Annotated in this window: 20 protein-coding genes and 1 pseudogene; 8 read left to right on the forward strand and 13 right to left on the reverse strand. The window is 61.5% G+C overall.

Features of this window, described 5'->3' with window-relative positions; genetic code table 11:
* The first annotated feature begins 136 nt into the window (after positions 1-136).
* The 4 genes from BLT66_RS03040 to BLT66_RS03055 are packed head-to-tail and all read left to right on the forward strand — an operon-like array spanning position 137 to position 4,213.
* Positions 137-1,150 carry an ABC transporter substrate-binding protein gene (locus BLT66_RS03040; RefSeq protein WP_092755595.1) on the forward strand — a complete coding sequence of 338 codons (1,014 nt, stop codon included), beginning with the start codon at positions 137-139 and terminating at the stop codon, positions 1,148-1,150.
* Entirely contained in the window at positions 1,147-2,001 is an 855-nt protein-coding gene (locus tag BLT66_RS03045) for an ABC transporter ATP-binding protein (RefSeq protein WP_092755597.1), read from the forward strand. Before BLT66_RS03040 ends, BLT66_RS03045 begins: the two co-directional genes overlap by 4 nt.
* The gene (locus tag BLT66_RS03050) at positions 1,994-2,833 is read left to right on the forward strand and encodes an ABC transporter permease (protein WP_092755599.1); all 840 of its coding nucleotides are present in this window, start codon (positions 1,994-1,996) and stop codon (positions 2,831-2,833) included. Before BLT66_RS03045 ends, BLT66_RS03050 begins: the two co-directional genes overlap by 8 nt.
* A 27-nt stretch (positions 2,834-2,860) precedes the next feature.
* Entirely contained in the window at positions 2,861-4,213 is a 1,353-nt protein-coding gene (locus BLT66_RS03055; protein ID WP_092755601.1) for an LLM class flavin-dependent oxidoreductase, read from the forward strand.
* 65 nt (positions 4,214-4,278) lie between these two features.
* On the opposite strand, the gene BLT66_RS03060 is transcribed toward BLT66_RS03055, so the two are convergent.
* Positions 4,279-7,239, reverse strand: a complete 2,961-nt coding sequence (locus BLT66_RS03060; protein WP_092755603.1) for a sensor domain-containing protein — start codon at positions 7,237-7,239, stop codon at positions 4,279-4,281.
* A gap of 204 nt (positions 7,240-7,443) precedes the next feature.
* Between BLT66_RS03060 and BLT66_RS03065 the strand changes: the two genes are divergently transcribed.
* Positions 7,444-8,379, forward strand: coding sequence for a Tim44 domain-containing protein (locus BLT66_RS03065; protein ID WP_092755605.1), 936 nt, complete (start codon positions 7,444-7,446; stop codon positions 8,377-8,379).
* Positions 8,380-8,460: 81 nt separating this feature from the next.
* Positions 8,461-8,937, forward strand: coding sequence for an EVE domain-containing protein (locus BLT66_RS03070; RefSeq protein ID WP_092755607.1), 477 nt, complete (start codon positions 8,461-8,463; stop codon positions 8,935-8,937).
* Here the strand turns inward: BLT66_RS03070 and BLT66_RS03075 are convergent.
* The 5 genes from BLT66_RS03075 to BLT66_RS03095 form a co-directional block, all read right to left on the reverse strand.
* Positions 8,934-9,872 carry a class I SAM-dependent methyltransferase gene (locus tag BLT66_RS03075; protein WP_092755609.1) on the reverse strand — a complete coding sequence of 313 codons (939 nt, stop codon included), beginning with the start codon at positions 9,870-9,872 and terminating at the stop codon, positions 8,934-8,936. The genes BLT66_RS03070 and BLT66_RS03075 overlap by 4 nt on opposite strands.
* A 115-nt stretch (positions 9,873-9,987) precedes the next feature.
* Positions 9,988-11,061, reverse strand: coding sequence for a porin (locus BLT66_RS03080; RefSeq protein WP_092755611.1), 1,074 nt, complete (start codon positions 11,059-11,061; stop codon positions 9,988-9,990).
* Between the two features lie 191 nt (positions 11,062-11,252).
* Positions 11,253-12,221: a Bug family tripartite tricarboxylate transporter substrate binding protein gene (locus BLT66_RS03085; RefSeq protein WP_092755613.1), complete on the reverse strand. Its 969-nt coding sequence runs from the start codon at positions 12,219-12,221 to the stop codon at positions 11,253-11,255.
* Positions 12,222-12,550: 329 nt separating this feature from the next.
* Entirely contained in the window at positions 12,551-13,129 is a 579-nt protein-coding gene (locus BLT66_RS03090) for an NAD(P)H-dependent oxidoreductase (protein WP_092755615.1), read from the reverse strand.
* Positions 13,130-13,198: 69 nt separating this feature from the next.
* Positions 13,199-13,750 carry a Crp/Fnr family transcriptional regulator gene (locus tag BLT66_RS03095; RefSeq protein WP_092755617.1) on the reverse strand — a complete coding sequence of 184 codons (552 nt, stop codon included), beginning with the start codon at positions 13,748-13,750 and terminating at the stop codon, positions 13,199-13,201.
* A gap of 244 nt (positions 13,751-13,994) precedes the next feature.
* Between BLT66_RS03095 and BLT66_RS03100 the strand changes: the two genes are divergently transcribed.
* The gene (locus BLT66_RS03100; protein WP_092755619.1) at positions 13,995-14,825 is read left to right on the forward strand and encodes a MetQ/NlpA family ABC transporter substrate-binding protein; all 831 of its coding nucleotides are present in this window, start codon (positions 13,995-13,997) and stop codon (positions 14,823-14,825) included.
* Between the two features lie 5 nt (positions 14,826-14,830).
* Positions 14,831-16,195, forward strand: a complete 1,365-nt coding sequence (locus BLT66_RS03105; RefSeq protein ID WP_255406739.1) for an NAD(P)/FAD-dependent oxidoreductase — start codon at positions 14,831-14,833, stop codon at positions 16,193-16,195.
* Positions 16,196-16,219: 24 nt separating this feature from the next.
* Here the strand turns inward: BLT66_RS03105 and rsmH are convergent, their stop codons facing one another.
* The 7 genes and pseudogenes from rsmH to BLT66_RS03140 form a co-directional block, all read right to left on the reverse strand.
* Positions 16,220-17,278 (reverse strand): 16S rRNA (cytosine(1402)-N(4))-methyltransferase RsmH, encoded by a 1,059-nt coding sequence (gene rsmH, locus BLT66_RS03110; protein ID WP_092755621.1) that lies wholly within the window; start codon positions 17,276-17,278, stop codon positions 16,220-16,222.
* 95 nt (positions 17,279-17,373) lie between these two features.
* Positions 17,374-18,795: an aspartate kinase gene (locus BLT66_RS03115; protein ID WP_092755623.1), complete on the reverse strand. Its 1,422-nt coding sequence runs from the start codon at positions 18,793-18,795 to the stop codon at positions 17,374-17,376.
* Positions 18,796-19,153: 358 nt separating this feature from the next.
* Positions 19,154-19,840, reverse strand: coding sequence for a GntR family transcriptional regulator (locus BLT66_RS03120; RefSeq protein WP_092756987.1), 687 nt, complete (start codon positions 19,838-19,840; stop codon positions 19,154-19,156).
* Positions 19,841-20,020: 180 nt separating this feature from the next.
* A complete protein-coding gene (locus tag BLT66_RS03125; RefSeq protein WP_092755625.1) occupies positions 20,021-21,388 on the reverse strand; it encodes an aspartate aminotransferase family protein in 1,368 nt (455 codons plus the stop codon).
* Positions 21,389-21,435: 47 nt separating this feature from the next.
* On the reverse strand, positions 21,436-22,776 hold the full coding sequence (locus BLT66_RS03130; RefSeq protein ID WP_092755627.1) for a glutamine synthetase family protein: 1,341 nt from the start codon (positions 22,774-22,776) through the stop codon (positions 21,436-21,438).
* 310 nt (positions 22,777-23,086) lie between these two features.
* Positions 23,087-23,338, reverse strand: a pseudogene (locus BLT66_RS03135) (dihydrolipoyl dehydrogenase); the annotation flags it as partial.
* 2 nt (positions 23,339-23,340) lie between these two features.
* Positions 23,341-25,908, reverse strand: a complete 2,568-nt coding sequence (locus BLT66_RS03140) for an HD domain-containing protein (RefSeq protein ID WP_092755629.1) — start codon at positions 25,906-25,908, stop codon at positions 23,341-23,343.
* Positions 25,909-25,982: the final 74 nt, after the last annotated feature.

The following is a 25,982-nucleotide window of genomic DNA, read 5'->3' on the forward strand; positions in this document are numbered from 1 at the left end:
GGCTAAACCGAAGCACGAAATCCGCATGTGCATCTACCCCGAACAGTTGCGCATAAGCAAGCGCGGTTTCCTTCGTTGGTCGCCAGGCCTTGCCGGCCTACGCTGCAGCTCCAAGACCAATACACGAGGGAAATGCATGCGAACCGTTTTCAAGCTATTCAGCGCCCTGGCTGTGGCCCTAGGACTGTCGGGCCAGGCCGTGGCACAAGAGGCCCTGGAGGTCACCGACATCCGCTACCAGGGCTGGGCTGGCCAGGTCATCTGGATCGAACTGGCCGAGCACCTGGGCTATCTGGCGCCGCTGAAGGCAAAGTGGTTGGGCAACACCATCAGCGGCCCGCAGGACATCCAGGCCGTGGTCACCGGTGACGTCGATTTCGGCGGCGCCTTCAACGGCGCGGTGGTCAAGCTGCTGGCCAAGAAGGCACCGATCAAGGCGGTGTTGGGCTACTACGGCGTGGACGACAACACCTACACCGGCTACTACGTCAAAAGCGACAGCCCGATCAAGACCGCCCGCGACCTGATCGGCAAGAAGGTGGCGGTGAACACCCTGGGTGCCCACCACGAATTCATGGTGCGCGAATACCTAGAGCGCAACAAGGTCAGCGACGCCGAAGCCAAGCAGGTCACCCTGGTGGTGACGCCGCCGGTCAGCGGCGAACAGGCGCTGCGGCAAAACCAGGTGGAAGTCACCACACTGGGCGGCATCCTGCGCGACAAGGCGCTGGAGCGCGGCGGCATCCGCCCGCTATTTACCGACCAGGATTTGTTTGGCTCGTTCACCGCCGGCAGCATCGTGTTGCACAACAAGTTTCTGGCGCAGAACCCCAAGGCTTCCAAGCATTTGGTGAGCGCCCTGGCACGTTCGATCGAATGGGCGCGCAAGACACCCGCGCCCGAGGTGCGCGCCACCTTCGAGAAGATCATCAAAACCCGGGGCCGCGCCGAAAGCGCCGACGCCATCCAGTACTGGAAGAGCACCGGCGTGCCCTCCATCGGCGGCGTGATCCAGGACAAGGAGCTGCAGGTGTGGATCGACTGGCTGGTAAAGGACGAGCTGCTCAAGCCCGGCCAGGTCAAAGCCGCCGACCTGTACACCAATGCATTCAACCCCTATGCCGGCGGCGCCAAGGTGGCCGCCCAATGAGCACGCCCAAGATCCGCTTTGAGCATGTGCGCAAAGAGTTCACGGTGCGCGCCGAAGACGGCGGCCCGGACCAGCGCTTCGTGGCGATGGACGATGTCACGCTGGACATACACGCCGGCGAATTCCTGGTGCTGGTCGGGCCCAGCGGTTGCGGCAAGTCCACGCTGCTGGACCTACTGGCCGGCCTGACCCTGCCTACCAGCGGCCGGGTGCTGATCGACGGCAAGCCCATCACCGGCCCGGCGCGCGACCGCGGCGTGGTGTTCCAGCAGTACGCGCTGTTCCCCTGGCTGAGCGCGCTGGACAACGTGGCTTTTGGCCTGGAGATTGCCGGCATCGGCAAGCGCGAACGCCGGGACAAGGCCGCCGAGTACCTGGAACTGGTGGGCCTGAGCGCCTTTGCGAACCGCTACCCGCACGAGCTGTCGGGCGGCATGAAGCAACGCGTAGCCATCGCCCGCAGCCTGGCCTACGAGCCCCAGGTGCTGCTGATGGACGAACCGTTTGCCGCACTCGATGCGCAAACCCGCGAGACCCTGCAGGAAGAGCTGGTGGAGATCTGGCAGCGCACCGGCAAGACCATCGTCTTCATCACCCACGGCATCGACGAAGCCGTGGTGCTGGGCCAGCGCGTGGCGGTGATGACATCCCGCCCCGGCCGCATCAAGCAGATCGTGGACATCCCCGAATCGCTGCGCGCCGGCACCCAGGACGTGCGCTCGCTGCCCTTGTTTGGCGAGTTACGCCATGAAATCTGGTCGCTGCTGCACGACGAAGTTGACGCGGCCCGCCAGCAACGCCGCGCGCGCATCGCGGCCCAGCCCACCCTGAAAGAAGGTCTGCATGTCTGATATCACCTTGAGCGCCGGCAGCGCGCCGCTGACACTGTCGGCCCCGCCGCGCTGGGCGCGTTTCTTCTGGCAAGTACGCAATGTGCTGCTGCACTCGGGCCTGGTGTTGGCGGTGGCGCTGCTATGGGAGCTGGTGCCGCGTTTTGTACTCGAAGACTCGACGTTTCTACCGCCGCTGAGCGAGGTGCTGGCCGCCGGCTGGGCCCTGGCGCAGAACGGCCAGCTGTGGCAGCACACCTCGGCCAGCCTGCAGCGGGTGCTAGGCGGCTATACCCTGGCCGTGCTGTATGCCGTGCCGCTGGGCCTGGCCATAGGCTGGTACCGGCGCCTGGGACAGGCGCTGAACCCCTTGATCGAGCTGCTGCGCAACACCGCGCCGCTGGCACTGTTGCCGGTGTTCCTGCTGTTGCTGGGGATTGGCGAAGTGTCGAAATGGACGATGGTGGTGTATTCCTGCTCGTGGCCGCTGCTGCTCAACACGATTGCGGCGGTGAAGCAGGTCGACCCGCTGCTGGTCAAGTCGGCGCGCACCATGGGCGCGAGCGCGCAGCAGCTGTTTCTGAAGGTGATCCTGCCGGCCTCGGTGCCGACGATTTTTGTCGGCCTGCGCACCGCCAGCGCATCCGGCATCTTGGTGCTGATCGCCGCCGAGATGGTAGGCGCCAAGTCGGGCCTGGGCTTCTTGGTCATCAACGCGCAGTACAGCTTTTTGATACCCGACATGTACTTCGGCATCATCGCCATCACCTTCATCGGTGTGGTCTTCAACTATGCGATCGAGGTGCTGGAACGCCGGCTGACGGCCTGGAAGCCAGCCCCCGCCAACGCCTAGTCGCCCTCTGATTTCCAAGGAATCCCCATGTCCCAACGCAAGCTGCGCCTAGGCGCTTTCATCATGGCCACCGGCCACCACATCGCCGCCTGGCGCCACCCCGGCGGCCAGATCGACGCCGGCACCAACATCGACCACTACATCGCGCTGGCCCAGACCGCCGAGCGCGGCCTGTTCGACCAGGTGTTTGTGGCCGACACCCCCGGCCTGCGGTTTGAAGGCAGCGACGAGGCCTTCAGCCGCCAGGGCCGGGTCTCGTACTTCGAGCCCGTCACGCTGTGGGCCGCGCTGTCGGCGGTGACCAAGCACATCGGCTTTGTCGCCACCGCCTCCACCACCTACGAAGACCCGTTTCTGCTGGCGCGCAAATTCGCCTCGCTGGACCACATCAGCAAGGGCCGTGCGGCCTGGAACGTGGTGACCACCAGCGCCGAAAACGTCTACGGCAACTTCGGCCAGGACAAACACCCCGAGCCCGAAGTCCGCTACGAGAAAGCCCAGGAATTCGTCGACGTGGTGAAGGGCCTGTGGGACAGCTTCGAAGACGACGCGTTTGCCCGTGACCCGGCATCCGGCGTGTACTTCGACCCGGCCAAACTGCACCCGCTAAACCATGTGGGCAAGCACCTCAAGGTGGCCGGCCCGTTGAACCTGGAGCGCTCACCGCAGGGCTACCCGGTGATCGTGCAGGCCGGCTCGTCCGAGCCCGGCAAGGAGCTGGCCGCCGCCACCGCCGAGGCCATCTTCACCGCCTGGACCAGCCTGGCCGAAGCCCAGGCCTTTTACAGCGACGTGAAGGGCCGGCTGGCCAAGTACGGGCGCCGGCCCGATCAGCTGCTGGTGCTGCCCGGCATCTCCCCGGTGGTCGGCCGCACCCAGGCCGAGGCCGAGTCCAAATGGGCCGAGCTGCAAAAGCTGATCCACCCCTCGGTGGGCCTGAACACGCTGGAGCCGTTCTGGCCGGGCGAAGACCTGTCGAAATGGGACCTGGACGCCCCACCGCCCTACATTCCGCAGCCGCCGCTGGGCCGCAACAGCCGCGCCCATGTGGTGCTGGAACTGGCCCGGCGCGACAAACTCACCGTGCGCCAGCTCTACGAATACCTGGCCGGCGCGCGCGGCCACTGGGTGGTGGTGGGTACGCCGGAACACATTGCCGACCAGATGCAGAGCTGGTTTGAAAACGGCGCGGCCGATGGCTTCAATGTGATGCCGCCGGTGCTGCCCGAGTCGCTGGACGACTTTGTCGACCTGGTGATTCCCGAGCTGCAGCGCCGCGGCCTGTTCCGCACCGAATACGAGGGCACGACGCTCCGCGAAAACCTGGGGCTGGAGCGGCCGGCCAACCAGTTCAGCGTCAAAGCCCGCAAAGCGGCCTGAAGGTGCTAGCTATTAAATAGATAGCTACTGGCGCATATAAAACCTGCGCTGGCGGCACTTTTTACTTAAATTTCCCAGTGTCCGTTCGGCAGGCGGGGCGCAGACCAGTAGGCCTCGAACTCGGCCGCTGCCAGCGGATGCGAGAACAGATAGCCCTGCGCATAGTCGCAGCCGGCGGCGGTCAGCAGGTCGCGCTGCTGGGTGGTTTCCACGCCCTCGGCCACCACCTTCATGCCCAGCGCATGGGCCATCACGATGATGGCCTTGCACAGGGCCAGGTCGGTGGACCCCGGAATCAGATGGCGCACAAACGACTGGTCGATCTTCAGGAAGTCGATGTCGAACTTCTGCAGATACGACAGCGAGGAATAGCCGGTGCCGAAATCGTCCAGCGACACCTGGATGCCGGCCTCGCCCAGCTCCAGCAGGTGGCTGGTCACGCGGGTGCTGGTGTCCAGCAGCAGGCCTTCGGTGATCTCGACCACCATGCATGCGCCTGGCAGCCCCATGGCCTGTAGCCGGCTGGCCCAGGGCTGCAGGCCATGGCCATCGTGGTGAAACTGTGCGGGCGATTTGTTCACGCTGATCTGGAAATCGGGGTGCAGAGTCTGGCGCCAGGTCTGCACCTGCTGCGCCGCCTGCTGGAACACCCATTCGCCGATATCCACAATCAGCCCGCTGGATTCGGCAATCGGGATGAAATGCGCGGGGCTGACCAGACCGCGCGTGGGGTGCTGCCAGCGTATCAAGGCCTCGGCCTTGTGCACCGAGCCGGTGGCCAGCTCGACGATGGGCTGGTAGACCAGCCGGAACTGCTGCTCCTGCAGGCCGGAACGCAGGTCGTGCGCCAGCCGGGCCCGGGTTTGCGCGGCCTCTTGCAGCGCCGGCGTAAAGAAGCTGAAGCGGTTGCGCCCTGCCCCCTTGGCAACATACAAGGCCTGGTCGGCGTTCTTGAACAGGCCTTCGATCTCCTGCGCATCGGCCGGGTACAAGGTAATGCCTATGCTGGCCGACACAAAAGCCTGCTCGTTGCCCAGCTGGAACACAGCCTCCAGGGTGCGCAGGATCTTCTGCAGGGTCGGCTCCAGGCGGTTGCCGTCGTTCACCTCGGTCAGGATCACGGTGAACTCGTCGCCGCCCATGCGGGCCACGGTATCGGCCTCACGCACGCAGTGCTGGATGCGCCGGGCGGCCTCTTGCAGCAACAGGTCGCCGTTGTCATGGCCCAGGGTGTCGTTGACTTCCTTGAAGTGGTCCAGGTCGATGAACAGAATGGCCAGCTGCTGCACGTCGCGTTTGCAGCGCTTGATCTCCTGCTCCAGCCGGTCGCGCAGCATGCGCCGGTTTGGCAGGCCCGTCAGGGTGTCGAAGAAGGCCTGCTGGCGGATCAGCGCCTCGGAGGCCTTGCGCTCAGTGATGTCGGTATGCGTGCCTATCATGCGGGCCGGCCGGCCTTGGGCATCGCGGCTGATGACCATGCCCCGGCTCAGCACCCATTTCCAGCTGCCGTCCTTGCAGCGCACCCGGTGTTCGTTGGAATACGTAGACGTCAGGCCGCTGAAATGGGCAATGCGGTCGCGCTCCATCTGCACCAGATCGTCGGGGTGGGTGCGCTTGTCCAGCTCAGCGGGCAGGTCGGGCATTTCACCTTCCTGGAAGCCATACATCTCGACCAGGCGTTTGGACAAATGCTCCACCCCGCTCTGGATATGCCAGTCCCACACGCCGTCGCCAGTGCTCTCCAGCGCCAGGCGCCAGCGGTCTTCGGTTTCTTGCACCGCCATCTGCGCCTGCTTGCGGTCGGTGATGTTCTGCATCACGCCGATGCGCGACACCAGCTTGCCGTTCTTGCGCACCGAGGTGCCCGTCACATGCACCCAGATGGTGTTGCCGCGGAAGGTCACGGCCTCCAGCTCGATACCGCCGGCCTGGTCCGTATCGAACGCCAGCGCGCGGGCGTGGACCTTTTCCATGGAGGCCGGCGTGAACACCCGCTGAGCCGACTCCATCGCGGTGCTGGGCGTGTATTCCTCGGGCGAGGTCTGGAAGATGCGGTAGACGCCCTCGGTCCAATAGACCCGGTCGGTGGCAACATCCACCTCCCAGGCGCCTACCTGGGCCTGGGACTGCATGGCGGTCAGCAGCAGGTCCAGGCGCTTGCGTGCCGCCTGGGCCTGCACATAGTCGGACACTTCGGCAACCGTCCGCACCATGCCACCGTCGGGCAGCATCTGGCTTTTGACTTCCAACGTCCGGCCGTCCGGCGTGTCGCGCAGAAAATGCGCGGGCAACGGAGTTTTGCCGCCGGTCAGTACATAGTCGCGGGCATGCTCGTCCACCAGCTGCGCCTGCGGGCCGAAGTCGCCGCGCTTAAACTGAAAGCTACTGATACCCGCCAGTGAGGGGCGCTCGGCCAGAAAACTCTCGGGCAGGTCCAGCATCTCGCAGGCCCGCTGGTTGAACGCGATCAGGCACATCTCGGCGTTGAACACAAAAATACCCTGGCTGATGCTGGCCGTGGTGGTTTGCAGCAGCCGGGTTTGCTCTTGCAGCTGGGCATTCAGCTCGCGCAATTCCACCTCGGCCTGCTTGCGTGCGCTGATGTCGGTATGCGTGCCTATCATCCGCAGCGGCCGGCCCTCGGCGTCCCGGCTGACGATGGTGCCGTGCGACATGATCCATACCCAATGGCCATTTTTGTGGCGCATGCGCAGATCGGCAATGTAGTCAGGCGCCAGGCCGGCCAGGTAGGCCGTCACGGCGGCTTGCAGGGGCACGATGTCGTCGGGATGCACCAGGTGGATGAATTCCGCATAGCCGCCCGTGAGCTCGCCGCCGCGGTAGCCCAGGATTTCCTCCCAGCGCTGCGAGTGGGTCTGGGTGTTGCTGGCCAGATCCCATTCCCACACGCCGACGCCCGAGGCCTCCAGCGCCACCTTCCAGGGGTTGTCTTCCCCGCTCAGCTCTGGCGCACGGGTCCAGTCCTGCGGGGCGGGCGAGGCTGGGGAGTCAATGCGGTCGGTCACGGGCGGTGGGGTAAATGTTTAGCCGAATTCTAAAACTCTGGCGTTCGCCGGAGCCCAGCCATTGAAATCTTCAGTCCGAGCCAGTTCAAACCCTTGCAAAGCTCAGTTTTTTCAGAAACATACATCTCCATTTATCTGCTTTTTCAACCAGTTGAATGCCACTAGTATCTTGGGCGTATCAACTCTTTCTCACTGGATAAACCCATGAAAAAATTGCTTTCCCTGCTTGCCGTGGTCCTGACCATCGGCTTGTCGACTGTTGCGATGGATGCCGAAGCGGCCAAACGCATGGGCTCCGGTAAATCCGTGGGCATGCAGCGCCAGGCTACGACGGACAAGGCCCCCACGGCCACTCCCGCACAAACGCCTGCTGCGGCCAACACCGCAGCCGCCGCGCCAGGCGCTGCCGCTGCTGCGGCCGCACCCGCCAAGCGTTCCTGGATGGGCCCGCTGGCCGGCATCGCGGCCGGCCTGGGCATCGCGGCCCTGGCCTCGCACCTCGGCTTGGGCGGCGAATTGGCTTCCATGCTGATGTTCGGCCTGCTGGCCGCCGCCGTGATGGTGGCCATCGGCTTTGTGATGCGCAAACGCGCCGCTGCTCGTCAACAGCAAGGCAACAGCCGCGTGGGCGGCATGCAGTACGCCGCAGCCGGTGCTCCGGCCGAAGTGCAGCCCGCTGCGCAAGCCTTCAAGACCGCCCTGCCCGGCTCGGTGATCGGCTCGTCCATCGGTTCCTCGATTGGTGGCAGCCTGCCCGCCGCCAAGGCGATTCCGGCGGACTTCGACACCACCGGTTTTGTGCGCAACGCCAAGGTCAACTTCATCCGCCTGCAGGCCGCCAATGATGCCGGCAACCTAGAAGATATCCGCCAATTCACCACGCCGGAAATGTTTGCCCAGCTGAAGATGGACCTGAGCGAGCGCGGCACTGCAACGCAGCACACCGATGTGGTCAGCATTGACGGCGATGTGCTGGAAGTCGCCGAAGAAAACGGCCACTACGTCGTCAGCGTGCGCTTCACCGGCCTGATCCGCGAAGAGGCTGCTGCGCCTTCCGAGTCGTTCGACGAAGTCTGGCATCTGACCAAGCCGCTGCAAGGCAACGGCGGATGGGTGCTGTCGGGTATCCAGCAGATGTAATCCGTCTCAGCGGGAAATAAAGGCCTCGGCACGCAAGTGCCGGGGCTTTTTTCATTGGCAGCGTCCCGGCACAATGGCGCCATGACTCTCCCACCTACCCGCTACTGGCTGATGAAGTCCGAGCCCGAGGACTGCTCCATCGACGACGCACTCGCCGCGCCTGGCGCCACCGTGCCCTGGACCGGCGTGCGCAACTACCAGGCACGCAACTTCATGCGCGACGGCATGCAAATCGGCGACGGCGTGCTGTTCTACCACTCCAGCTGCGCGGAGCCCGGCATTGCCGGTATCGCCCGGGTGGCGTCGGGCACGCGGGTGGACGCGACCCAGTTCGACCCGGAGTCGCCGTACTACGACCCCAAGTCCGCGCCCGACAAACCGCGCTGGCTGCTGCTGGACGTGCAGGCGCTGCGCAAGACACGGGTACTGGGCCTCGCAGAAATGCGCGAGCAGCCGGCGCTGGCCGAGATGCGGGTATTGCAGCGCGGCAACCGCTTGTCCATCACACCGGTGGAGCCTGGCGAGTGGGAGCTGATCACGCAGCGGCTATTGGCCTAGCTGTCGACAGCCTTATCCGGCGCCCGATACACCAAGACCTTCAGCGCCCGATCGTCCGATACATCGGCAAAGGCTGCCGGGTTCGCCACCCGCTCCACAAACACCAGCTCCGGCGCCAGCTCACGCATCTGGTCTTGCAGAAAGGCCACGCCCAGCTCCGGCGCGTTCAGGCACAGCAAGGCATAGCCGCCGTGCATCAGCAGATCGGGCAGGCGGCGCATGAGCCGCGCGTAGTCTTTGGTGGCGACGAAGCTGCCTTTCTGGTAGCTCGGCGGGTCGACGATGACCAGGTCGTAGGCGCCGCCACGGTTGATCTTGCCCCAGGTGGTGAAGATGTCGTGCGGCAGAAAGCTGGCGCCGCTGTCCAAGCCGTTGAGCCGGTGGTTCTGCTGGCCTATGCCGATCGCGCCCTGGCCCATGTCCACATTCAGCACATGCTTGGCGCCCGCCTGCAGCGCCACCACCGAGAAGGCGCAGGTGTAGGCAAACAGGTTCAACACCCTGCAATCGGCGCGGCCGGCCACGTGCGCGCGCACCCAGCGTCGGCCTTCGGCCATGTCCAGAAACAGACCGTGGTTCTGCCCTTTCAGCACATGCACGCGGTAGCGCGCGCCCTGCTCGGTCACCACATGCGGGTCGGGCACCTCGCCGGCCATCAGCCGGGTCTCGGTACGGCCGTCAAAGCGGCACTGGTAGACCCAGTTCAACGGCTGGTCCGGCGCCAGCTGTTGGCAGCGCGCGACCAAGGCGGCGCCGATGGCAGCCAGCTCATCGTCGCTGGCCGGCTGGAAACTTGTCAACAAAAATACCGGCGGAAAGAAGTCCAGCGCCCAGTGTTCACAGTCCGGATACAAGCCGCCGCGGCCATGGAATATGCGCTGCGCATCGGTGGGCAGTGTGTCCATCGCGGCAATGGCGTCGAGTAGGGCTTGCATCGGTCTCAAATTCAAATGTTTGAATAAAAAAGCCGCGCAGCCCGTACGGAATCTGCGCGGCCAGCTACTGAATCAGTAGCATTTGAATTTTAAACCAGGCTGGCGCCTGCGCCGATCAGAAAGCGTGCGTCATGCCCAGGCTCACACCGTTGGAGCTGCCTTTGTTGCCGGCCCCCAGGTAGTTGCCCTTCCAGTGCGTGTTGTCCAGCTCCAGGTACACCTTGCTGCGGCGGGAGAACTTGTACTCCAGGTAGGCCAATACGCGGTTGAAGCCATCGTCGGCCAAGGCGGTGCGTTCGCGGTTCGACTTGTAGTAACCCGCCAGCAGGTCGATGGCCGGCGTGATGGCGTAGTTGACGCCGCCCACCACAACGCGGTTGGTGCTGTTGGTTGTGGCTGTGGTTGCGCCACGGTTGTAGCCCATGTTCGCCATCACCCGCAGCGACGGCAGCGCGAGCCAGCTAACACCCACATTGGCTGCGTTCAGCGTCCTGTCGTTGGCGTCCTTGAAGCGCGTGTAGGCCGTGGTCACGCTCAAGCCTGGGGTTAGATAGTCCATGCCCAGACCCGAAACACTTTGCTTGGACCCGGAGCCCGAGACTTCGCCGAAACCGCGCATGGCGCGGGCGACCACAGGACCGATGGGCAGCGAGAACTTGGCCGAGTTATTGACCCGGTTCGACGCGGCGGTGGAGCCCGTGGCGCCGTATTCGACACCGAGCTGGTGCGCGGACAGGCCGACATTCTGGATGTTGGGGTTCAGGCTGGCAAACCGCAAACCGATGGGGTCCGCGATACCGGCAGAGTCGGCGGTCAGCGTGTTCTGCCGACCCAGCGTGACACCGCCCCAATCGCCGGCAAGACCTACGACCGAGGCGCGGTCAAAAAATGTGGTGGCATTGGCCGAAGCCCCCGTGTCCACGTTGATGCCTGACTCCAGGTTAAAGGTCGCACGCAACCCTCCTCCCAGGTCTTCCGTCCCCCGCAGGCCCCAACGGCTCGTAAGGCCGACGCCGCTTGCGATGGTGGTTGTGTTTAGCGTGGAACGCGCATAGGTACTGGTCAGCCCGGTCTGCGTGCGAACCGACGCGTCGATGATCCCGTACAGGGTTACCGAGCTCGCGGTCTGCGCGATCACAGGCAACGCTGCGCACAGCACGCTAGCGGCAAGGATTTGTCTCTTTTTCATTTTGTCTCCGGTTGAATTCATCTGGATTGCTCTGCCGTGCGGCTGCAGCGACTAGGGGATATCGGCACTACCAGCTATGTCTTGCAGGCAGGGCAGTTGCGCATTTGTGGCGCGCACCAGTTCGGCCAGCAGCGTGAACGCAGCCTTTACGGCATACGATCTGAAGCGGGCCTAAGCTGCGTGGCGCTGATCTACAGGCGGGGTACGTTGGCGCGCGTGATGACGTCGGACCAGCGCCGGACTTCCGATGCCAGCAGGTCACGCAATTGCTCGGGGGTACCGCCGGCGGGGCTCACGCTCAGGTCCGCCAACTGCTTGCGCAGATCCGCGTGCGCCAAGGCCTTGTTGGCCTCGCGGTTGAGCAGTGCAATCACGGCCGGAGGCGTACGCGCCGGGGCAGCCAGTGCGTTCCAGGATGCCACCTCGAACCCGCGCACGCCGCTCTCTGCGACCGTGGGCACCTCGGCCAGCAAGGATGTGCGTTTGGCGCCCATCACTGCCAGCGGCCGCACCGCCTTGGAGGAAATCTGGCTCATCATCGGCCCGAGGATCTCGACCGCCGCATCCACCTGCCCTCCGCGCAAGGCGGTCAGCACAGCGGGTGAACCGTTGAACGGCACGACCTGGAAGTCCACACCCGCGCTGGTCTTGAGCAGCTCGGCCGCCAGGTGCTGTGTGCTGCCGATGTTGATGGTGGCGATATTCAGTTTGCCCGGATTCGCTTTTGCGTAGGCAAGCATTTCCTGCATCGACTTGAAGCGACTATTGGCCGCCGCCAGCACAGCGATGTCGAAGAAGCCCAGCGTGATGACGGGCGCGAAGTCCTTTTGCGCATCAAACGACAAGGACTTGAACAGCCCCGCGCTGACCGCCGTGCCATTGCTCATGAGCAGCAGCGTATGCCCGTCCGGTTCGGCCTTTGCCACCGCTTCACCGGCCACCACACCGCCTGCGCCCGGCTTGTTGTCAATGATCACCGCTTGGTGCAGGCCCTCGCCGAGCTTGTTTGCCACAGCACGCGCCGTGAGATCGGCAATGCCGCCCGCGCCGAATGGCACGACGATGCGGATGGGTTTGGACGGAAAAGTCTGTGCGTTCGCCCATGCGGGCAGCAGCGCACCGACGGCGCCGGTGGCCAGCAAATGTCGCCTATTCATCATGTTGTTTGTCTCCTAGTTAGCGGTGCCGCAAGTTTCAGCCCTAGGGGCAACTAAAACAATACGACATATCTCGCTACCTGATAGAGCAAATAAAACATAGGTCAGTAGCAACTATGCGCAATTCACGCGGGTTGAAACTTCTCGCGCCACAGTCATATTTTCACAAGAAAAAGCCCCGCAGCGCATATCAAATATGCGGAACCAGCTACTAAATACATAGCAACATCACGACGCGTCATGGGTGAAATGCAAATCCAGCGCCACTACCGCAGCCGGCCCGGCGTTCCATGGATGGCTTTAACTGTCACCCATACGCTACAAGACTGCAGCTAGGCGGCAAACATGGCCCCCACTTGCTGTAACCAGGCTTGGCGCTTGGCATCGGTGGCGTGGCTGACGGGCGACAGGGCCACCCATTCCACCTTGCGCACGCCGCATTTGCGCAGCGTGCCGCGCACCAGGGAGCGCTGTACGGCATCGCCATACAACCAGCGGTAGGCCCATTTGGGCGTGTTCATCGTGGTGACGACGACGGCGCGCTGGATGTGGGTTAAATGGCCTTTGACACCGAGCTTGGACGGCTTGTAGGCCCAGCCATTGGTGAACACCTTGTCGATAAAGCCCTTGAGCAGGGCAGGCATGACCTCCCACCAGATCGGGAAAATAAAGACCAGTTGCTGGGCCGCGTCAATGCGCGCCTGGTACAGCGGTACGGCGGGGTCGGCACTTAGGCCGCGGGCATACCCCGCCAGATCGGAGCCCCGCATGACGGGATCAAAATTCTCGCCATCCAGGTGCAGGCGATCGACGGTGTGGCCGGCTTGTTCAAGCTGTTGCACCACGCGGTGGTACAGGGCATGGCAATAGCTCTTGGCATAGGGGTGGGCCAGAATGACCAGGGTTTGCATGGGTGCTCCATCAAAAGTTGTGATGGGGCGATGGTGCGGAACGCGGGCCGCGCCGTCATTAACAAAGGTTCAGAGGGCGCGGGGAAGTGCAGATTCTTTCAATTTGCGCCGAATCCGGCTCAGGTGCACCGCGCTCACGCCCAGGTAGGCCGCCAGAATGTGCAGCGGTATGCGCTCCAGCCGCTGTTGGTGCGTGGCCTGCAAAGCCAGGTAGCGCTGGGTGGGCGAGTCGGCAATGGCGCTGGTGTAGAGGTTGGCGTAGTGGATCAGCCGCTGCTGCGTCAGCTCCTGCAGCTCGGCTTGCAAAACCGGGTCCGCCTTGGCGCGGGCCTTGATGACAGCCCCCTCCAGCACCCGCAAATGGCAGGCTTCCATGGTGACCAGGTACAGCGCACTGGGGCGCCCGGTCAGAAAGCTCTCCAGCGAGCTGACCACCTCGCCTTCAAAGAAAAACTGGGTGCTGGTCTCGCGCCCCTGGGCATCCACCAGATAAAGCCGCGCACAACCCTGCTCGATCAGATACAGGCGCTGCGCCACTTCACCCGCGCATAGCAGCAGCTGGCGTGCGTCGACCTGGCGGCGGGTGCCAAGTTCCAGAAAGGTGCTGTGAAGAGCCTGCATGCTGGCGTAAGTCTATATCCAAAGCTTTATGAATAAAAAAGCCCTGCAGCCCTTCATAAATATGCGCTACCAGCTACTGAATTTGTAGCACTCTGCACACCAACCAACGGCTCTGATTAACACGCTTGCGGCACTGCCGACCAACTAACCATATACAGAATATTTCGTTAACAAAGCCGGACGGGAAACCTAGCATGTGCCTACCCGTGAAAGCTCACGCAACCCATCAAAAAGGAAATCCTGCATGTTGAAATTGAACCCTGCATCCCTGGGCCGTCGCGCCAGCCTCGGTCTGTTGTTGACCGGTGTGTTGGCCATCGGCGCACTCCCTGTGCCCCTCTTGGCGCAAGCCCAAACCACGGTGCGCGTCGGCATCATCGGTGGCGAGGATGAAGACCTGTGGAAGGTGGTCGCAGCCCAAGCCGCCAAGCAGGGCCTGACCATCAAGACCGTGGTGTTCAATGACTACACCCAACCCAATGAAGCGCTGGAGCGCGGCGATGTGGATGCCAATGCCTTCCAGCACAAGCCGTATCTGGACAACCAGATCAAGACCCGCGGCTACCAGATCACCCCGGTCGGCTATACCGCCGTCTGGCCCATCGGCCTGTACTCGCGCAAGGTGAGCTCCGTTGCCAATCTGCCCAAGGGCGCTGTCATCGGCATCCCCAACGACCCGTCGAACGAAGGCCGGGCGCTGCTGCTATTGCAAAGCGAAGGCCTGATCAAGCTGCGCGACGGCACCGGCATCCTGGCCACCACCGCCGACATCGTCTCCAACCCGAAAGAGCTGAAGATCAAGGAACTGGACGCCGGCATTGTGGGCCGCAGCATCGAGGATCTGACCGCTGCCGTGGTCAACACCGACTGGGCGCTGAAAGCCGGGCTGAAGGCCGACAAGGACCGCATCGCGCAGGAAAAGGTGGCCAACAACCCGTACAACAACTTCATCGCCGTCAAGACCGACAAGCAGAACGCACCCTGGGTCAAAAGCCTGGTGGCGGCCTACCAAAATGACGCGGTGAAAGAGGCCCTGAACAAGGTCTACAAGGGCACTGGCTTGGCCGCTTGGTAAGTTCGTTGGAGCATTTTTTTACTGCGCATACCGACAAGCTGCAGGTCCGCAACAGGGTGCAGGTTCGCGACCTGCCCCTGGACGACAACGTCAACGGTTGGTCGGCCCTGCTGCCGCCGCGCCAGGCCCAGCCTGCGCTGCGGGGCCAACACACGGCCGACTGGCTGGTCGTGGGGGCAGGCTACGCCGGGCTGGCTTTTGCCCGGCGCGTGGCGGAAAACCGGCCGCAAGACCACGTGGTGCTGATCGACGCCGGCACCGTGGGCGACAACGCATCCGGGCGCAATTCCGGCTTTGCCATCGACATCCCGCACAGCGTGGGCAGCACGGTGGCCGAGCTACGAACCGCCGACAACTACAAGCGCCTGCTGCAGTCCGGCACCGCCGACCTGAAAGCCCAGGTACAGCGCTACCACATAGCCTGCGACTGGCGCGAGCAAGGCAAATTCCAGGCATCGGTGTCGCCAGCATCCAGCCCGGCGATGGAGGAATACGCCCGGGCCTTGGAAACCCTGAAAGTGCCGTTTGAGCTGCTGGACCACGCCGCACTGACCAAACGGCTGGGCACCAGTTATTACGGCCTGGGCATTTTTTCACCAGGCTGCGTGTTGCTGAATCCGGCCGCTTTGACGCGCGGACTCGCCGAACACCTGCCGGCTAACGTCAGCCTGTTTGAGCGCACGCCCGCACTGGGCTTTGACTTTGGGTCGCCATCAGAGGTGCAGACGCCCGAGGGCCAGATCCGCGCCCGCCATGTGGTAATCACCACCAACGGCGCGGCCGCCCAATTGCCGGGCTTGTCGAACCAACTGGTCAATCTGTCCACCTACGCCTCGCTGACCCAACCCCTAAGCCCGGAACAGCGCGACCGCATCGGCAACCCCGAGGACTGGGGCCTGACCCCGGTGTCTGCAGTCTCCGGTGCCACCGTGCGCTACACGCATGACCACCGGGTGCTGATACGCCAGCAGGTGCGGCATGCGCCCCGCTTTCATAACAGTGCGGCGGACACGGCCCACCAGGTGTCACAGCATCGGCAAATTTTCCTGTCGCGCTTTCCAGAACTGCGGGACGTGGCAATGGCGCACAGCTGGTCCGGGCTGATCAGCTTCACCCGCAATGGCGCGCCACGCTGGGGCAAGCTGGCCCCGAACGTGTACGCAACGGTGGGCTGCAATGGCGCCGGCATTTCCAAGCAAACCGTGGCCGGCAGCACCCTGGCAGACTTGGCCAGCGGTGTCGACAATCCGCTGATTGCCGACATGCAGGCCCTGGGCCAGCCCAACTATGTGCCGCCCCGGCCCGTGCTGGACGTCGGGGTCAATGGCTATTTGCTGAAGGAGCGCTGGGTGGGACGGCATGAGGTTTGAACTGCACCGAACGCGTAGGAACGTTCAGTGCAGCGCCCGCACCGCCCAGCGCAACTTCGCCGAACTTGAGCGCGGGTTGCTGCGCTGCTCGTCATACGAAGCCCGAATCGGGTCGGCGGCCACGCTGCTGAAAGTACCGTTGCGCTCGCCGGTTTGAAAGCACTTTTTCACGCGCCGGTCTTCGCCGGAGTGGAAGCTCAGAATAGCCACGCGCCCACCGGGCTTCAGGCAGGCGGGCAGGTTCAGCAACATGGTGTCCAGCACACCAAACTCGTCGTTCACCTCGATCCGCAGCGCCTGGAACGTGCGCTGCAGCACTTTCTTGGTCTCGGCCAAGCGCTCTTCTGCCGGCATGCTGCGCTTGTACGCCAGCTCCATGGTGGCCCGCACCAGGTCGGCCAGCTGCACCGTGGTTTCCAGAAACTGACCTTGCAGGGCTGCAGCCAGGGGCTGGGCAAAGGGCTCGTCGGAGTTGTCGGTCAACAGGTCGCGCAACCGGTGCCGGGTCACGCACAACAGCAGCTCGCTGGCCGACTGGCCGCTGCTCGGGTCCAGGCGCAAATCCAACGGGCCATCGGCGCGGAAGCTAAAACCGCGCGCCGGGTTGTCGATCTGCATGGACGACACGCCCAGATCGGCCAGCGCAAAGTCGAAGCCACCGCCCGCCTGCGGCAGCAAGCTGGCCAGTTCGCTGAAGTTAGCGCGGTGGACGATCAGCGTCTCTTCGCCAAAGCCCAAGGCCCGCAGCCGCGCCGTGGTGCGGGGCAGCTCAATCGGGTCGACATCCATGCCAAACATGCGCCCGCCGGGCTGCACCAGCGGCAGCATGGCCAGCGTGTGGCCACCAAAGCCCAGGGTCAAGTCCACGCCGGTTTCGCCCGGCAAGGGTTTCAAGATGGCAAGGATTTCGTCCACACAAATCGATCGGTGCATGCCCGCAGGCGTCTGCCCGCGCTGCATGACCTTGTCCACCTCGGCCGCATGGCGTGCGGGGTCCAGCTCTTTGTACTTTTCTTCAAACTGGCGGGGATGGGTGCCGGCGTAACGTACGCGGCGCTTGTGGGGAGGGGTGGCATCGGTCATCGGCCATTATGCGCCCCAGGGAGTTCAAAAAAAGCCGCGTCACCCCATAGGATCTGCGCGGCCAGCTACTGAATTTGTAGCGTTTTCTACAGCAATCAGACGCGTGGCACTGGAGCGCCGGAGTTGACGCACAGGGCCATGTTGAGCGCCTTGATGGCCGTTTTGTAGTCTTCGCGCTCAATCACAAACTGCATATTCACCTGACGCAGGGTTTGCGACACGCAGTTCACGTTGACCTGGGCATCTGCCAGCGCCTGCGCAGCCTTGGCCAGCACGCCCGGAATGGCGATGTTGGAGCCGATGGTGCACACGATGGCGCTGGGCTTGACCGTCACCACCTGGTACAGCGCTTCCAGCTCAACCAAGAGTTCGGCCGTTACCTGGTTGTCCCACACCAGGTGGGCAATGGAGTTGGCATTGGTCGCCTTGAGGATGTAGCTGATGTCGTGCTTGCAGAACACAGCCATGAGACCGGCATCAAAGCCCACAGTGCCCACCATGCTGGGGTCGTGGATTTCGATCAGCGTGACCTTGTCCGTGCCGGTCACGATTTCCACACGGGCACGCTCGCCCACAAAGTCCTTGGTGATCAGCGTGCCGGGGTGATCGGGCTCAAACGTGTTCTTCAAGCGGATGGGGATGCCAGCCAGCTCCATGGGCTTGGACGCCTTGGGGTGGATGGCTTCCATGCCCACGTCGGCCAGTTGGTCGGCCACATCGTAGTTGGTGGCGCCCACCACGATGGCGTTTTCCAACCCCACAAGGTTGGGGTCGGCAGACGACAGGTGGAATTCCTTGTGAATCACGGCCTCGGCAGGGCGCACTTCCACGGCGATCTTGCTGAAGGTGACCTCGGAGTAACCCCGGTCGAACTCGCGCATGATGCCTTCCGTGCCCTTGGTGTAGCCAGTGGCCACAATCACGTTGTTGGCCAGGTCCATGTCTTTGAAGCTGTTGGCAATGCGCTCGTCGATGGTCCAGGCTTCGTTGTCGTCAAAGCCGGCCAAGTCCATCAGCACGGCCTTCACGCCATTGGCCTTGAGGATTTCCACCGAGTTGAACGCGCTGTGGGATTCACCGATAGAAGCCAGCACTTCACGCGCAGCCAGCAGCACGTCATGGCGGCTGAGGTAGCCGCTGGCCAGCACATGCTGCATTGCCCCCAGGTATTCGCGGGCCTGGGCAATGCGCTTGTCGATGAAGGCATCGGCCACATCCAATGGCAGACCGAGATCCGCGTAACCGGCGTTGAGCTTCTTTAGGCTGACGGCCAAGCCTGTCAGCGCAGCCTGGTAGCCCTTGCTCTCGGCAAACAGGGCGTAGATACCGCGTTCGCCGGTCTTCTTGTGTTCCAGCAGCTGGTTGGTCACGCCCGAATAGGCCGACACCACGTAAATGCGGCCGTAGATGCGTGCAGGGTCGTGCAGCACGATGTGGCGCAGCACATCGCCGAAGGCGGTCATGGAGGTGCCGCCGATCTTCTCGACAGAGATATTGGAGGAAATTACGTCGTGCATGGAGAGGCTAAAAGGAGCAAAAAGATCGAAACGCTGGGTGGGAGTTTCTGCCGAGAGAGCCAAGGGCAGCAAACCCACTATTTTCCAACACTTTGAGCAGCAGCCGTTGCGGCAGCGCGCCAGCCGCACGCAATCTTCACCGATGGGTCAGACTTTTCAAGTCAATTTTTATCCGGCCATATTCCCGCACAGCGCTTGCAAAACCTGCACAACATGCTATTGAATAAATAGCAATTGAGACGCTTGCTTCCTGCTGGGCAGCGCATCCCTAAGCCTGCCATGCGCCACGCAGATACTCTCGCCCCGCTTGGAGGCGGGTGAAGATGCCTTTTGTGTAGGCTGCCTGTGCAGCTTGTACTCACTGGCGTTTTTTGTCCATGCAGCTGGTGCGCAAGAACTGGCCCGCGACAAAAATATCGCGCTCGATGGCACGGCGCACGGCGCTGCTGTCGCGTTGTGCCAGGGCGCGTACCAGGTCATCATGGGCGTCATTGAGCACCGCGCTGGCCTCGGGTGTGTCGAACAGGCGGTTAGAGATTGGCCCCGCACGCAGCCACAAAGTGTCTATCAGCTGAAAAAGCAGTGGTGAGCCCGCCGCCTTGTAAAGCAGTACGTGAAAATTTTCGTTGATGTCCAGGTAACGTTTGGAGTCACCAGCTTGCAAAGCTGCATCCATCTCCTCGCTCCAGCGCTGCATCTGCGCCACCTGCGCGGGCTCCAGGCGCAGGCAGCCGCGCTCGGCGGCCTCCCCTTCGAGCAGCATGCGCATTTGCAGCAGGTCGTCGAACTCCGGCGCCGACAGACGCGGCACCGCCACCCCGGCGTTGGGAATATTGACCAAGGCACCCTCTGCAGAAAGGCGTTGCAACGCCGCGCGCACCGGCATCTGGCCCACGCCCATGTCCGCTGCCACGGTGCGGATCTTCAGCCGCTCACCCGGCAAGAAGCGCCCCACCGTGATCCACTGGCGCAAGGTGCTGTAGATCTGATCCTGGTGGGTGCTGGTGGCCGGAGTGGTGGTTGCGAGTAGGACCGTAACGCTCATGGTGCTAGGTTGATAGCCTGAGCTCAGGCCAAAGTCCAGCATCATATGGGCTATGGCCATTGCGGCGGCCGCGCCGAGCTAGAAAGCCATTTAATGCGCCACTTCTTGCAGGGCGGCAAGTCAGGCTGACGCCCCCTAAGCCAGTGCTCCAGCGGGTGCGCGGTGTGCGAGCGCCGCGGCTCACACGGCAATGGTTTCACGGATAAAGCCGTCCACGACAGCCACCAGACGGTCCACGTCGTCTGCGGTGGTCTCAGGGCACACCAGCATCATGTTGTGAAAGGGCGTGATGATCAGGCCACGGTTGAGCAGGTAGAGGTGGATGTTTTGTTCCAGTTCCGGGTCCAAAATGGCGTTGGCCTCACTGCCGTTGCGCGGTGGCGTGGGGGTGAACTGGAATTCAGTGCGCGCGCCGACCTGCGTTACGCACCAGCCCAGACCGTGACGGGCAATAAGCTCACGCAAGCCACCCGCCAGACGTTCGGCCAGGCCAAACATATGTGCGTACGCCGCATCAGTCATTACTTCCGAAAGATTGGCGCGCATCGCCGCCATGGTCAGCAAGTTGGCAGTCAGCGTGGTGCCAATGCCGCTGTGGCCGGGAGGGGCGTTGCGCTTGGCCGCTTCGGCGCGCGCAGCGGTTTCTGCGCTGAAGCCGTAGACCGCACAGGGCACACCGCCCGCCACAGGCTTGCCCACCACGAACAAGTCGGGCTGCAGGCCGTGTGCACGGGTGTAGCCACCGGGGCCGGAGCTGATAGTGTGGGTTTCGTCGATCAACAGCAAGGTGCCATAGCGGCGGCACAGTGCTTGGGCAGCTTCCCAGAAGCCGGGCTCGGGCAGCACCATGCCAATATTGGTCATGGCGGGCTCGGCCAGCAGGCAGGCCACTTGGCCATCGGCCAGGGCAGCTTCCAGCGCAGCCAAGTCGTTGAACTCCACACTGCGCGTGGTGCGAGTGATGTCCACCACCTGGCCCAGCAAGCTGTCGCGGGTGCGCGGCTGGCCATCCACCAGATCCACAAACACATCATCGACGGTGCCGTGGTAGCAGCCGTTGAAGATCAGTATCTGCGTGCGTCCCGTGAGCGCTCGCGCCCAGCGGATGGCAAAACGGTTGGCGTCCGACGCCGACAGCGCAAACTGCCACACGGGCATGCCAAAGCGGCGCGCCAGCTCTTCGGACACCCACACGCCGTCTTCGCCTGGCAGCATGGTGGTGATGCCGCGTGCGGCCTGCGCCGCCACTGCGCGCGCCACAGGGGCGGGGCTATGGCCGAACATGGTGCCGGTGTCACCCAGGCAGAAGTCCACATAGTCGTGGCCATCCACATCGGTGAGGCGCGCGCCCCGCGCTTCGGCCACATGCATCGGATAGGGTGTGGACCAGTCGTTCATCCAGTGCATGGGCACACCAAACATCAGATGGCCTTTAGCGCGGTCAGCCAGCGCGCGGGAGGCGGGGTTGCTCGCCGCATAGTGGGCGCGTTCCCGGGCACGCACATCGTTCAGACGTTGGGGGTCCAGGGTTTTGTAAGTGACGGTCATAGCAGGGCGCAAGAGTCAGAGAAATCAGAAAAAGGAGGCGTGCCAACTCACACCAGCAAGAGCAAGTGTTCGCGTTCCCACGAGCTGATCACGCGGTTGTAGGTGGCGTATTCCAGCTCTTTGACAGCGCAGAAGGCATCGACAAATCCGGTGCCCAGCACATCACGCAGAGGTGCGCTGGCGCGCATGGATTCGATGGCGTCTTCCAGGTGGCGTGGCAGCTCGTGGTTGACGTTCCAGGCGCTGTTGGTGGTGGGCGCACTGGGCGTCAGGCCCTCGGTCATGCCCAGCAGACCGCAGGCCAGGGTGGCGGCCATGGCCAGGTAAGGATTCACGTCCACGCCGGGCACCCGGTTTTCCACACGGCGGTTGGCTGGGCTGGAGTTGGGCACGCGGATGCCGCAGGTGCGGTTATCGTGGCCCCAGCGCACATTAATGGGCGCCGACATAAACGGCGCAAGGCGGCGATAAGAGTTTACATAGGGTGCAAACATCGGCATGAGTTTGGGAATGTAGGTCTGCAGGCCTGCAATGCATTGGGCAAAGTAGGAACTGGCAGAACCATCGGGCAGACTGAACAGGTTGTTGCCCTCCCTGTCCAAAATGCTTTGGTGAATGTGCATGGCGCTACCAGGCTCTTGTTCCATGGGCTTGGCCATGAAGGTGGCAAAAATGCCGTGGCGCAGGGCCGTTTCGCGTACGGTTCGCTTGAAAAGGAATACGCGGTCTGCCAAGTCCAGTGCATTGCCATGGCTGAAGTTGATTTCCATCTGGCCAGGGCCGGCTTCATGGATCAGCGTCTCCACGCCGAGCTTGTGCTGCTCGCAGAAGTTGGAGAGCTCCATAAAGAAGGGGTCGAAGTCGTTGACAGCATCAATGGAGTAGCTTTGGCGGCCAGCCTCGGGCTTGCCGGTACGGCCCAAGGGCGGCTGCAACGGCTCATGAGGGTTCTGCTGGCGTGCGACCAGATAAAACTCCATCTCGGGTGCAACCACCGGGCTCCAGCCGCGCTCTTCGTATTGCTTGAGCACCCGGCGCAATACACCACGCGGGGATATCTCGACGGTACTGCCATCCCACTCTTGGCAGTCGTGAATGACCACCGCCACAGGCTCGGCGGCCCAGGGCACGATACGCACGGTGCTGGCATCGGGGATGCAGAGCATGTCCGGGTCGGTGTCGCCCACAAATGGGCCGTTGTCGGGTTGCTGGCCATTCACGGTGTTGAGCAGCACGCTCTTGGGCAGACGCATCTCACCCGCAGCCAGAAACAGGTCGCGCGGCAAAATCTTGCCGCGCGCAATCCCGGTCATGTCGGGGATCACGCATTCCACCTCGTGGATGCGGTGTGTGATCAAAAAATCTTCAATGGGCGAGGTAGTCGACATGGCCGTATCTGTTCATGGAGATATGGCCATCTTACTTCTTAATTAAAATTTGTGATCACAAATAAGCACAATTATTCATTTAATGGAAATTAAAATGACAATTGTGATCTCAACTTAAAAACTACAAACCACCCCATCCAACCCACTCCTTCATGTAGGCACGTCACCCAATCTCAAGCGCTTTTCGTGGGCAAAGCCACACAACTCCCCCCTACGGCCTTCCCCGCGCAGCGCCTGCCAAGCAGGCAGAAAGCAAAAAGCCCGAACGGTTTCCCGTCCGGGCTTTTTGCGTTTGAGTCTTCAGCTCCGACTACTTACGTGCCGGCGGCAAGTCGGTGCAGCTGCCATGCGCCACTTCCGCAGCCATGCCGATGCTTTCGCCAAGCGTGGGGTGCGGGTGGATGGTCTTGCCGATGTCGACTGCATCCGCGCCCATCTCAATCGCTAGCGCGATCTCGCCGATCATGTCGCCGGCATGTGTGCCTACCATGCCGCCGCCGAGGATCTTGCCGTGGCCGTGGGCTTCGGGGGAGTCATCGAACAGCAGCTTAGCAAAGCCTTCTGCTAGGTTGGGGTAACGAGATTCGAGATTCGAATACATCTAGCCTCGATTTCCTCTCCATCCACTTCACCGACCACAAAGCTTCCTTCATCAACTTCGCAATCCGGGAACATGTTTTGCACCCTAGCTATTGCGGCACCAAGCGCCGTCCGCGGCTTTCGGTCGTCATGGGGAAGTAAACGTGATATCCAATCTCCCAACGAAAATATTTCTCTTCTAGTAAATGAGGAGTCCAGAGTCAAAACGTGTTCATGTTGAGAAAACTCACGATTAAATTTTTGCTGTGAAATTGTTTCGGGTACTTCAATATCACTCGTAATAAATAGGAGCTCCTCGGACCCGGATAGCCAATCCAGCATCCCTTCAGTACTTTTCCACATCCCGTCCTGACTTCCAAAAACCAACTCGGTCGCTGGGAGCCCCAAGCTAAGTAGCGGCGTAGTTTCTGGACGACTAATCCACTCTTTGGTGGCGTTCCTGTCTTTCATCCTCTTAGCCCATTCACTAGTCGCGAGTTCAGAGCAAATTGGGAGCGCGATGGAGCGCGCTAAGTCTTCATTGTTTCCAGCCAGTAGCACGCCAATAACGCCGCTTGCTACACCTACGTGAATTCCCTGATGTACCAACACGCATGACGCTTCACCCAACGAACGGTTCGAATAAGTTGATCCGACTCCTAACCGACCAACGACTTTTCCACAAGACTCAATTACATCCTTCAACTCCGTTGAATGAACCTTCAAATGAGGTGCTATTCTTTTTAGAAGACTTGTCGACTTCATTGAAAGCCAGTCATTCGCGGCCACTACTTTAATTGCCGCCCCAGTTTCAGGCTTGACATATACGTCAATGTCTAAAGCGGGCGCGATTGCTCCCACCATATCTACTAATGTCCAACTCAATCCTTTCATGCCTGCCCACGAAGCTTCTCTTTCCAAAAGGGAACTTGCTCCACTATCAAGGCGCACGCTAACTCTAGTGCCAAATTCATTTAAACGCATCGGCAGTTCAGTTTCCGTCAATATTGGCCTTGAACGCGTACCGTCTCTAATCCAGAGAGTTGACTGACGATCCTCAGAATCGCCATCTCGCCAGCTCGTAACGCGCACTTCCTTTCCGAGCATAAATACTGATAGAAATCCGATTCCAAACTGACCAACCGCCTTAAAGCCAGCAGAGGCTAACCCCGGTATTTCTTGTCTTACCGCCATGTCTGACCAGAGAGATCGACCGAAGTCTAAAAGCACCTCTGTTAACACGTATCGGCTCATACCAATGCCGGTGTCTGTCACCTCAAGCCATGAACTGCCTGCGTGGTCTACTATTTCAACAGTCAACTTGCCAGGAAAGTCTGGCAAAGCCCTTTTCAGTCGACGTGCACGAATAGCATCTGCCCCATTCTGAATGAGCTCCCTTAGAACACGCCAAGGAGCCTTTCCGTACAGTTTGGTCCCGCCGAAACGATCCACTACGTCAGCGATATTGCTAACCTTGAAGTTGACATCTATTGGATACCAACCTTCAACAGGCATTGTTTGTAGAAACTCCTGAAGGTATTGAGTTCCCGCCACGCCCTTTGCAAAAAAGTTTTCACGACCGTTGTTGATCAATACTCTATTGCTAGCTCTGATCTCGCGATCAACCATTCGTGCAGTGTCATGTGAAAGCCACCATGCATCTGCGTCGGCAGCTTTAAATGGTTGTCCCGCGGACCAATATAGTTCCTCACGGTTCGTAAGACTTGGCAAACCCAAGCGGTTCTGAAAATGCCAGTGAACTCGGGAAACTCCTAAAGGCTGAACAAGGGCGGCAAGCATATCTGGCGCCCTGCGACTGTCGATATGTGCGGCGTCGGAACAACGAAGTAATAAGGCAATTTTTAGTGTGTCCACGCGCCAGTTTGGATTTTCGGTCACTGACAAGCCGCTATGCAAAGCAAGAGGATGACTGTTTCCCCATGTCGCCTCAACCTTTTCGACCGTCCACCAATGGCTGTGCGCGATTTTTCCTATGGTGGGCCCATAGTAATTTCTCAGTTCAACGTCTTCCAGGAGAAACCTTTCTTTGCCATCCAAGTCCCTCCAACTTTGCATCAACAACTTCTCTGCTTGCTTTGGATGCAGTAGCCGTAGCACTTCGAATAGTGCTGCTTTGAATTTATCTGAACCATCTTTGATTTCTACTTCCCCCCAGCCACGTTGGGCCACAAAGTCCTTCCACTCAACGGTCTGTTGAAGACCTGCAGAGCCATCGGGATATGCGGCAGTTGATGTTGCTGCATCATGAAGTAGGAACGCCATTCCAAGTACAAATGCTTCCGGAGGTGAAATGGGATATTCGGCACCTGCCACAACGTCGGCGACTTCCCACAATGCGTCAAGGTGAGAAATGTTGTGAACTGTGAGCTGCGGAAGCTCTTTTCCTATCTGAGCGACGAGTGGTTCGACGTGTGAGCGGGTCTGCAGAAAAGCATTTCGTAGTCGTGATCTTGCTGCACTATCCGAATCTTCCGGACCCCGTTCTGCAAGAGTTCTACGCCAAATTGAAGTCTTCTCAAAATCAAATTTCATACCTTCCTCCTGACGACGATGTTAAGCCCCAGTCCGTAAAAAACAGCCCGTGAATGACGGCCTCTTTTGAGGCG

Source organism: Rhodoferax sp. OV413, from assembly GCF_900104385.1.
Taxonomy (GTDB): Bacteria; Pseudomonadota; Gammaproteobacteria; order Burkholderiales; family Burkholderiaceae_C; genus Rhodoferax_B.

Bases quoted from the DNA above. Each gene is read 5' to 3' on its own strand.
- BLT66_RS03040 (WP_092755595.1), top strand. From the start codon at position 137: ATGCGAACCGTTTTCAAGCTATTCAGCGCCCTGGCTGTGGCCCTAGGA.
- BLT66_RS03045 (WP_092755597.1), top strand. From the start codon at position 1,147: ATGAGCACGCCCAAGATCCGCTTTGAGCATGTGCGCAAAGAGTTCACG.
- BLT66_RS03050 (WP_092755599.1), top strand. From the start codon at position 1,994: ATGTCTGATATCACCTTGAGCGCCGGCAGCGCGCCGCTGACACTGTCG.
- BLT66_RS03055 (WP_092755601.1), top strand. From the start codon at position 2,861: ATGTCCCAACGCAAGCTGCGCCTAGGCGCTTTCATCATGGCCACCGGC.
- BLT66_RS03065 (WP_092755605.1), top strand. From the start codon at position 7,444: ATGAAAAAATTGCTTTCCCTGCTTGCCGTGGTCCTGACCATCGGCTTG.
- BLT66_RS03070 (WP_092755607.1), top strand. From the start codon at position 8,461: ATGACTCTCCCACCTACCCGCTACTGGCTGATGAAGTCCGAGCCCGAG.
- BLT66_RS03075 (WP_092755609.1), bottom strand. From the start codon at position 9,872: ATGCAAGCCCTACTCGACGCCATTGCCGCGATGGACACACTGCCCACC.
- BLT66_RS03080 (WP_092755611.1), bottom strand. From the start codon at position 11,061: ATGAAAAAGAGACAAATCCTTGCCGCTAGCGTGCTGTGCGCAGCGTTG.
- BLT66_RS03085 (WP_092755613.1), bottom strand. From the start codon at position 12,221: ATGATGAATAGGCGACATTTGCTGGCCACCGGCGCCGTCGGTGCGCTG.
- BLT66_RS03090 (WP_092755615.1), bottom strand. From the start codon at position 13,129: ATGCAAACCCTGGTCATTCTGGCCCACCCCTATGCCAAGAGCTATTGC.
- BLT66_RS03095 (WP_092755617.1), bottom strand. From the start codon at position 13,750: ATGCAGGCTCTTCACAGCACCTTTCTGGAACTTGGCACCCGCCGCCAG.
- BLT66_RS03100 (WP_092755619.1), top strand. From the start codon at position 13,995: ATGTTGAAATTGAACCCTGCATCCCTGGGCCGTCGCGCCAGCCTCGGT.
- rsmH (WP_092755621.1), bottom strand. From the start codon at position 17,278: ATGACCGATGCCACCCCTCCCCACAAGCGCCGCGTACGTTACGCCGGC.
- BLT66_RS03115 (WP_092755623.1), bottom strand. From the start codon at position 18,795: ATGCACGACGTAATTTCCTCCAATATCTCTGTCGAGAAGATCGGCGGC.
- BLT66_RS03120 (WP_092756987.1), bottom strand. From the start codon at position 19,840: ATGAGCGTTACGGTCCTACTCGCAACCACCACTCCGGCCACCAGCACC.
- BLT66_RS03125 (WP_092755625.1), bottom strand. From the start codon at position 21,388: ATGACCGTCACTTACAAAACCCTGGACCCCCAACGTCTGAACGATGTG.
- BLT66_RS03130 (WP_092755627.1), bottom strand. From the start codon at position 22,776: ATGTCGACTACCTCGCCCATTGAAGATTTTTTGATCACACACCGCATC.
- BLT66_RS03140 (WP_092755629.1), bottom strand. From the start codon at position 25,908: ATGAAATTTGATTTTGAGAAGACTTCAATTTGGCGTAGAACTCTTGCA.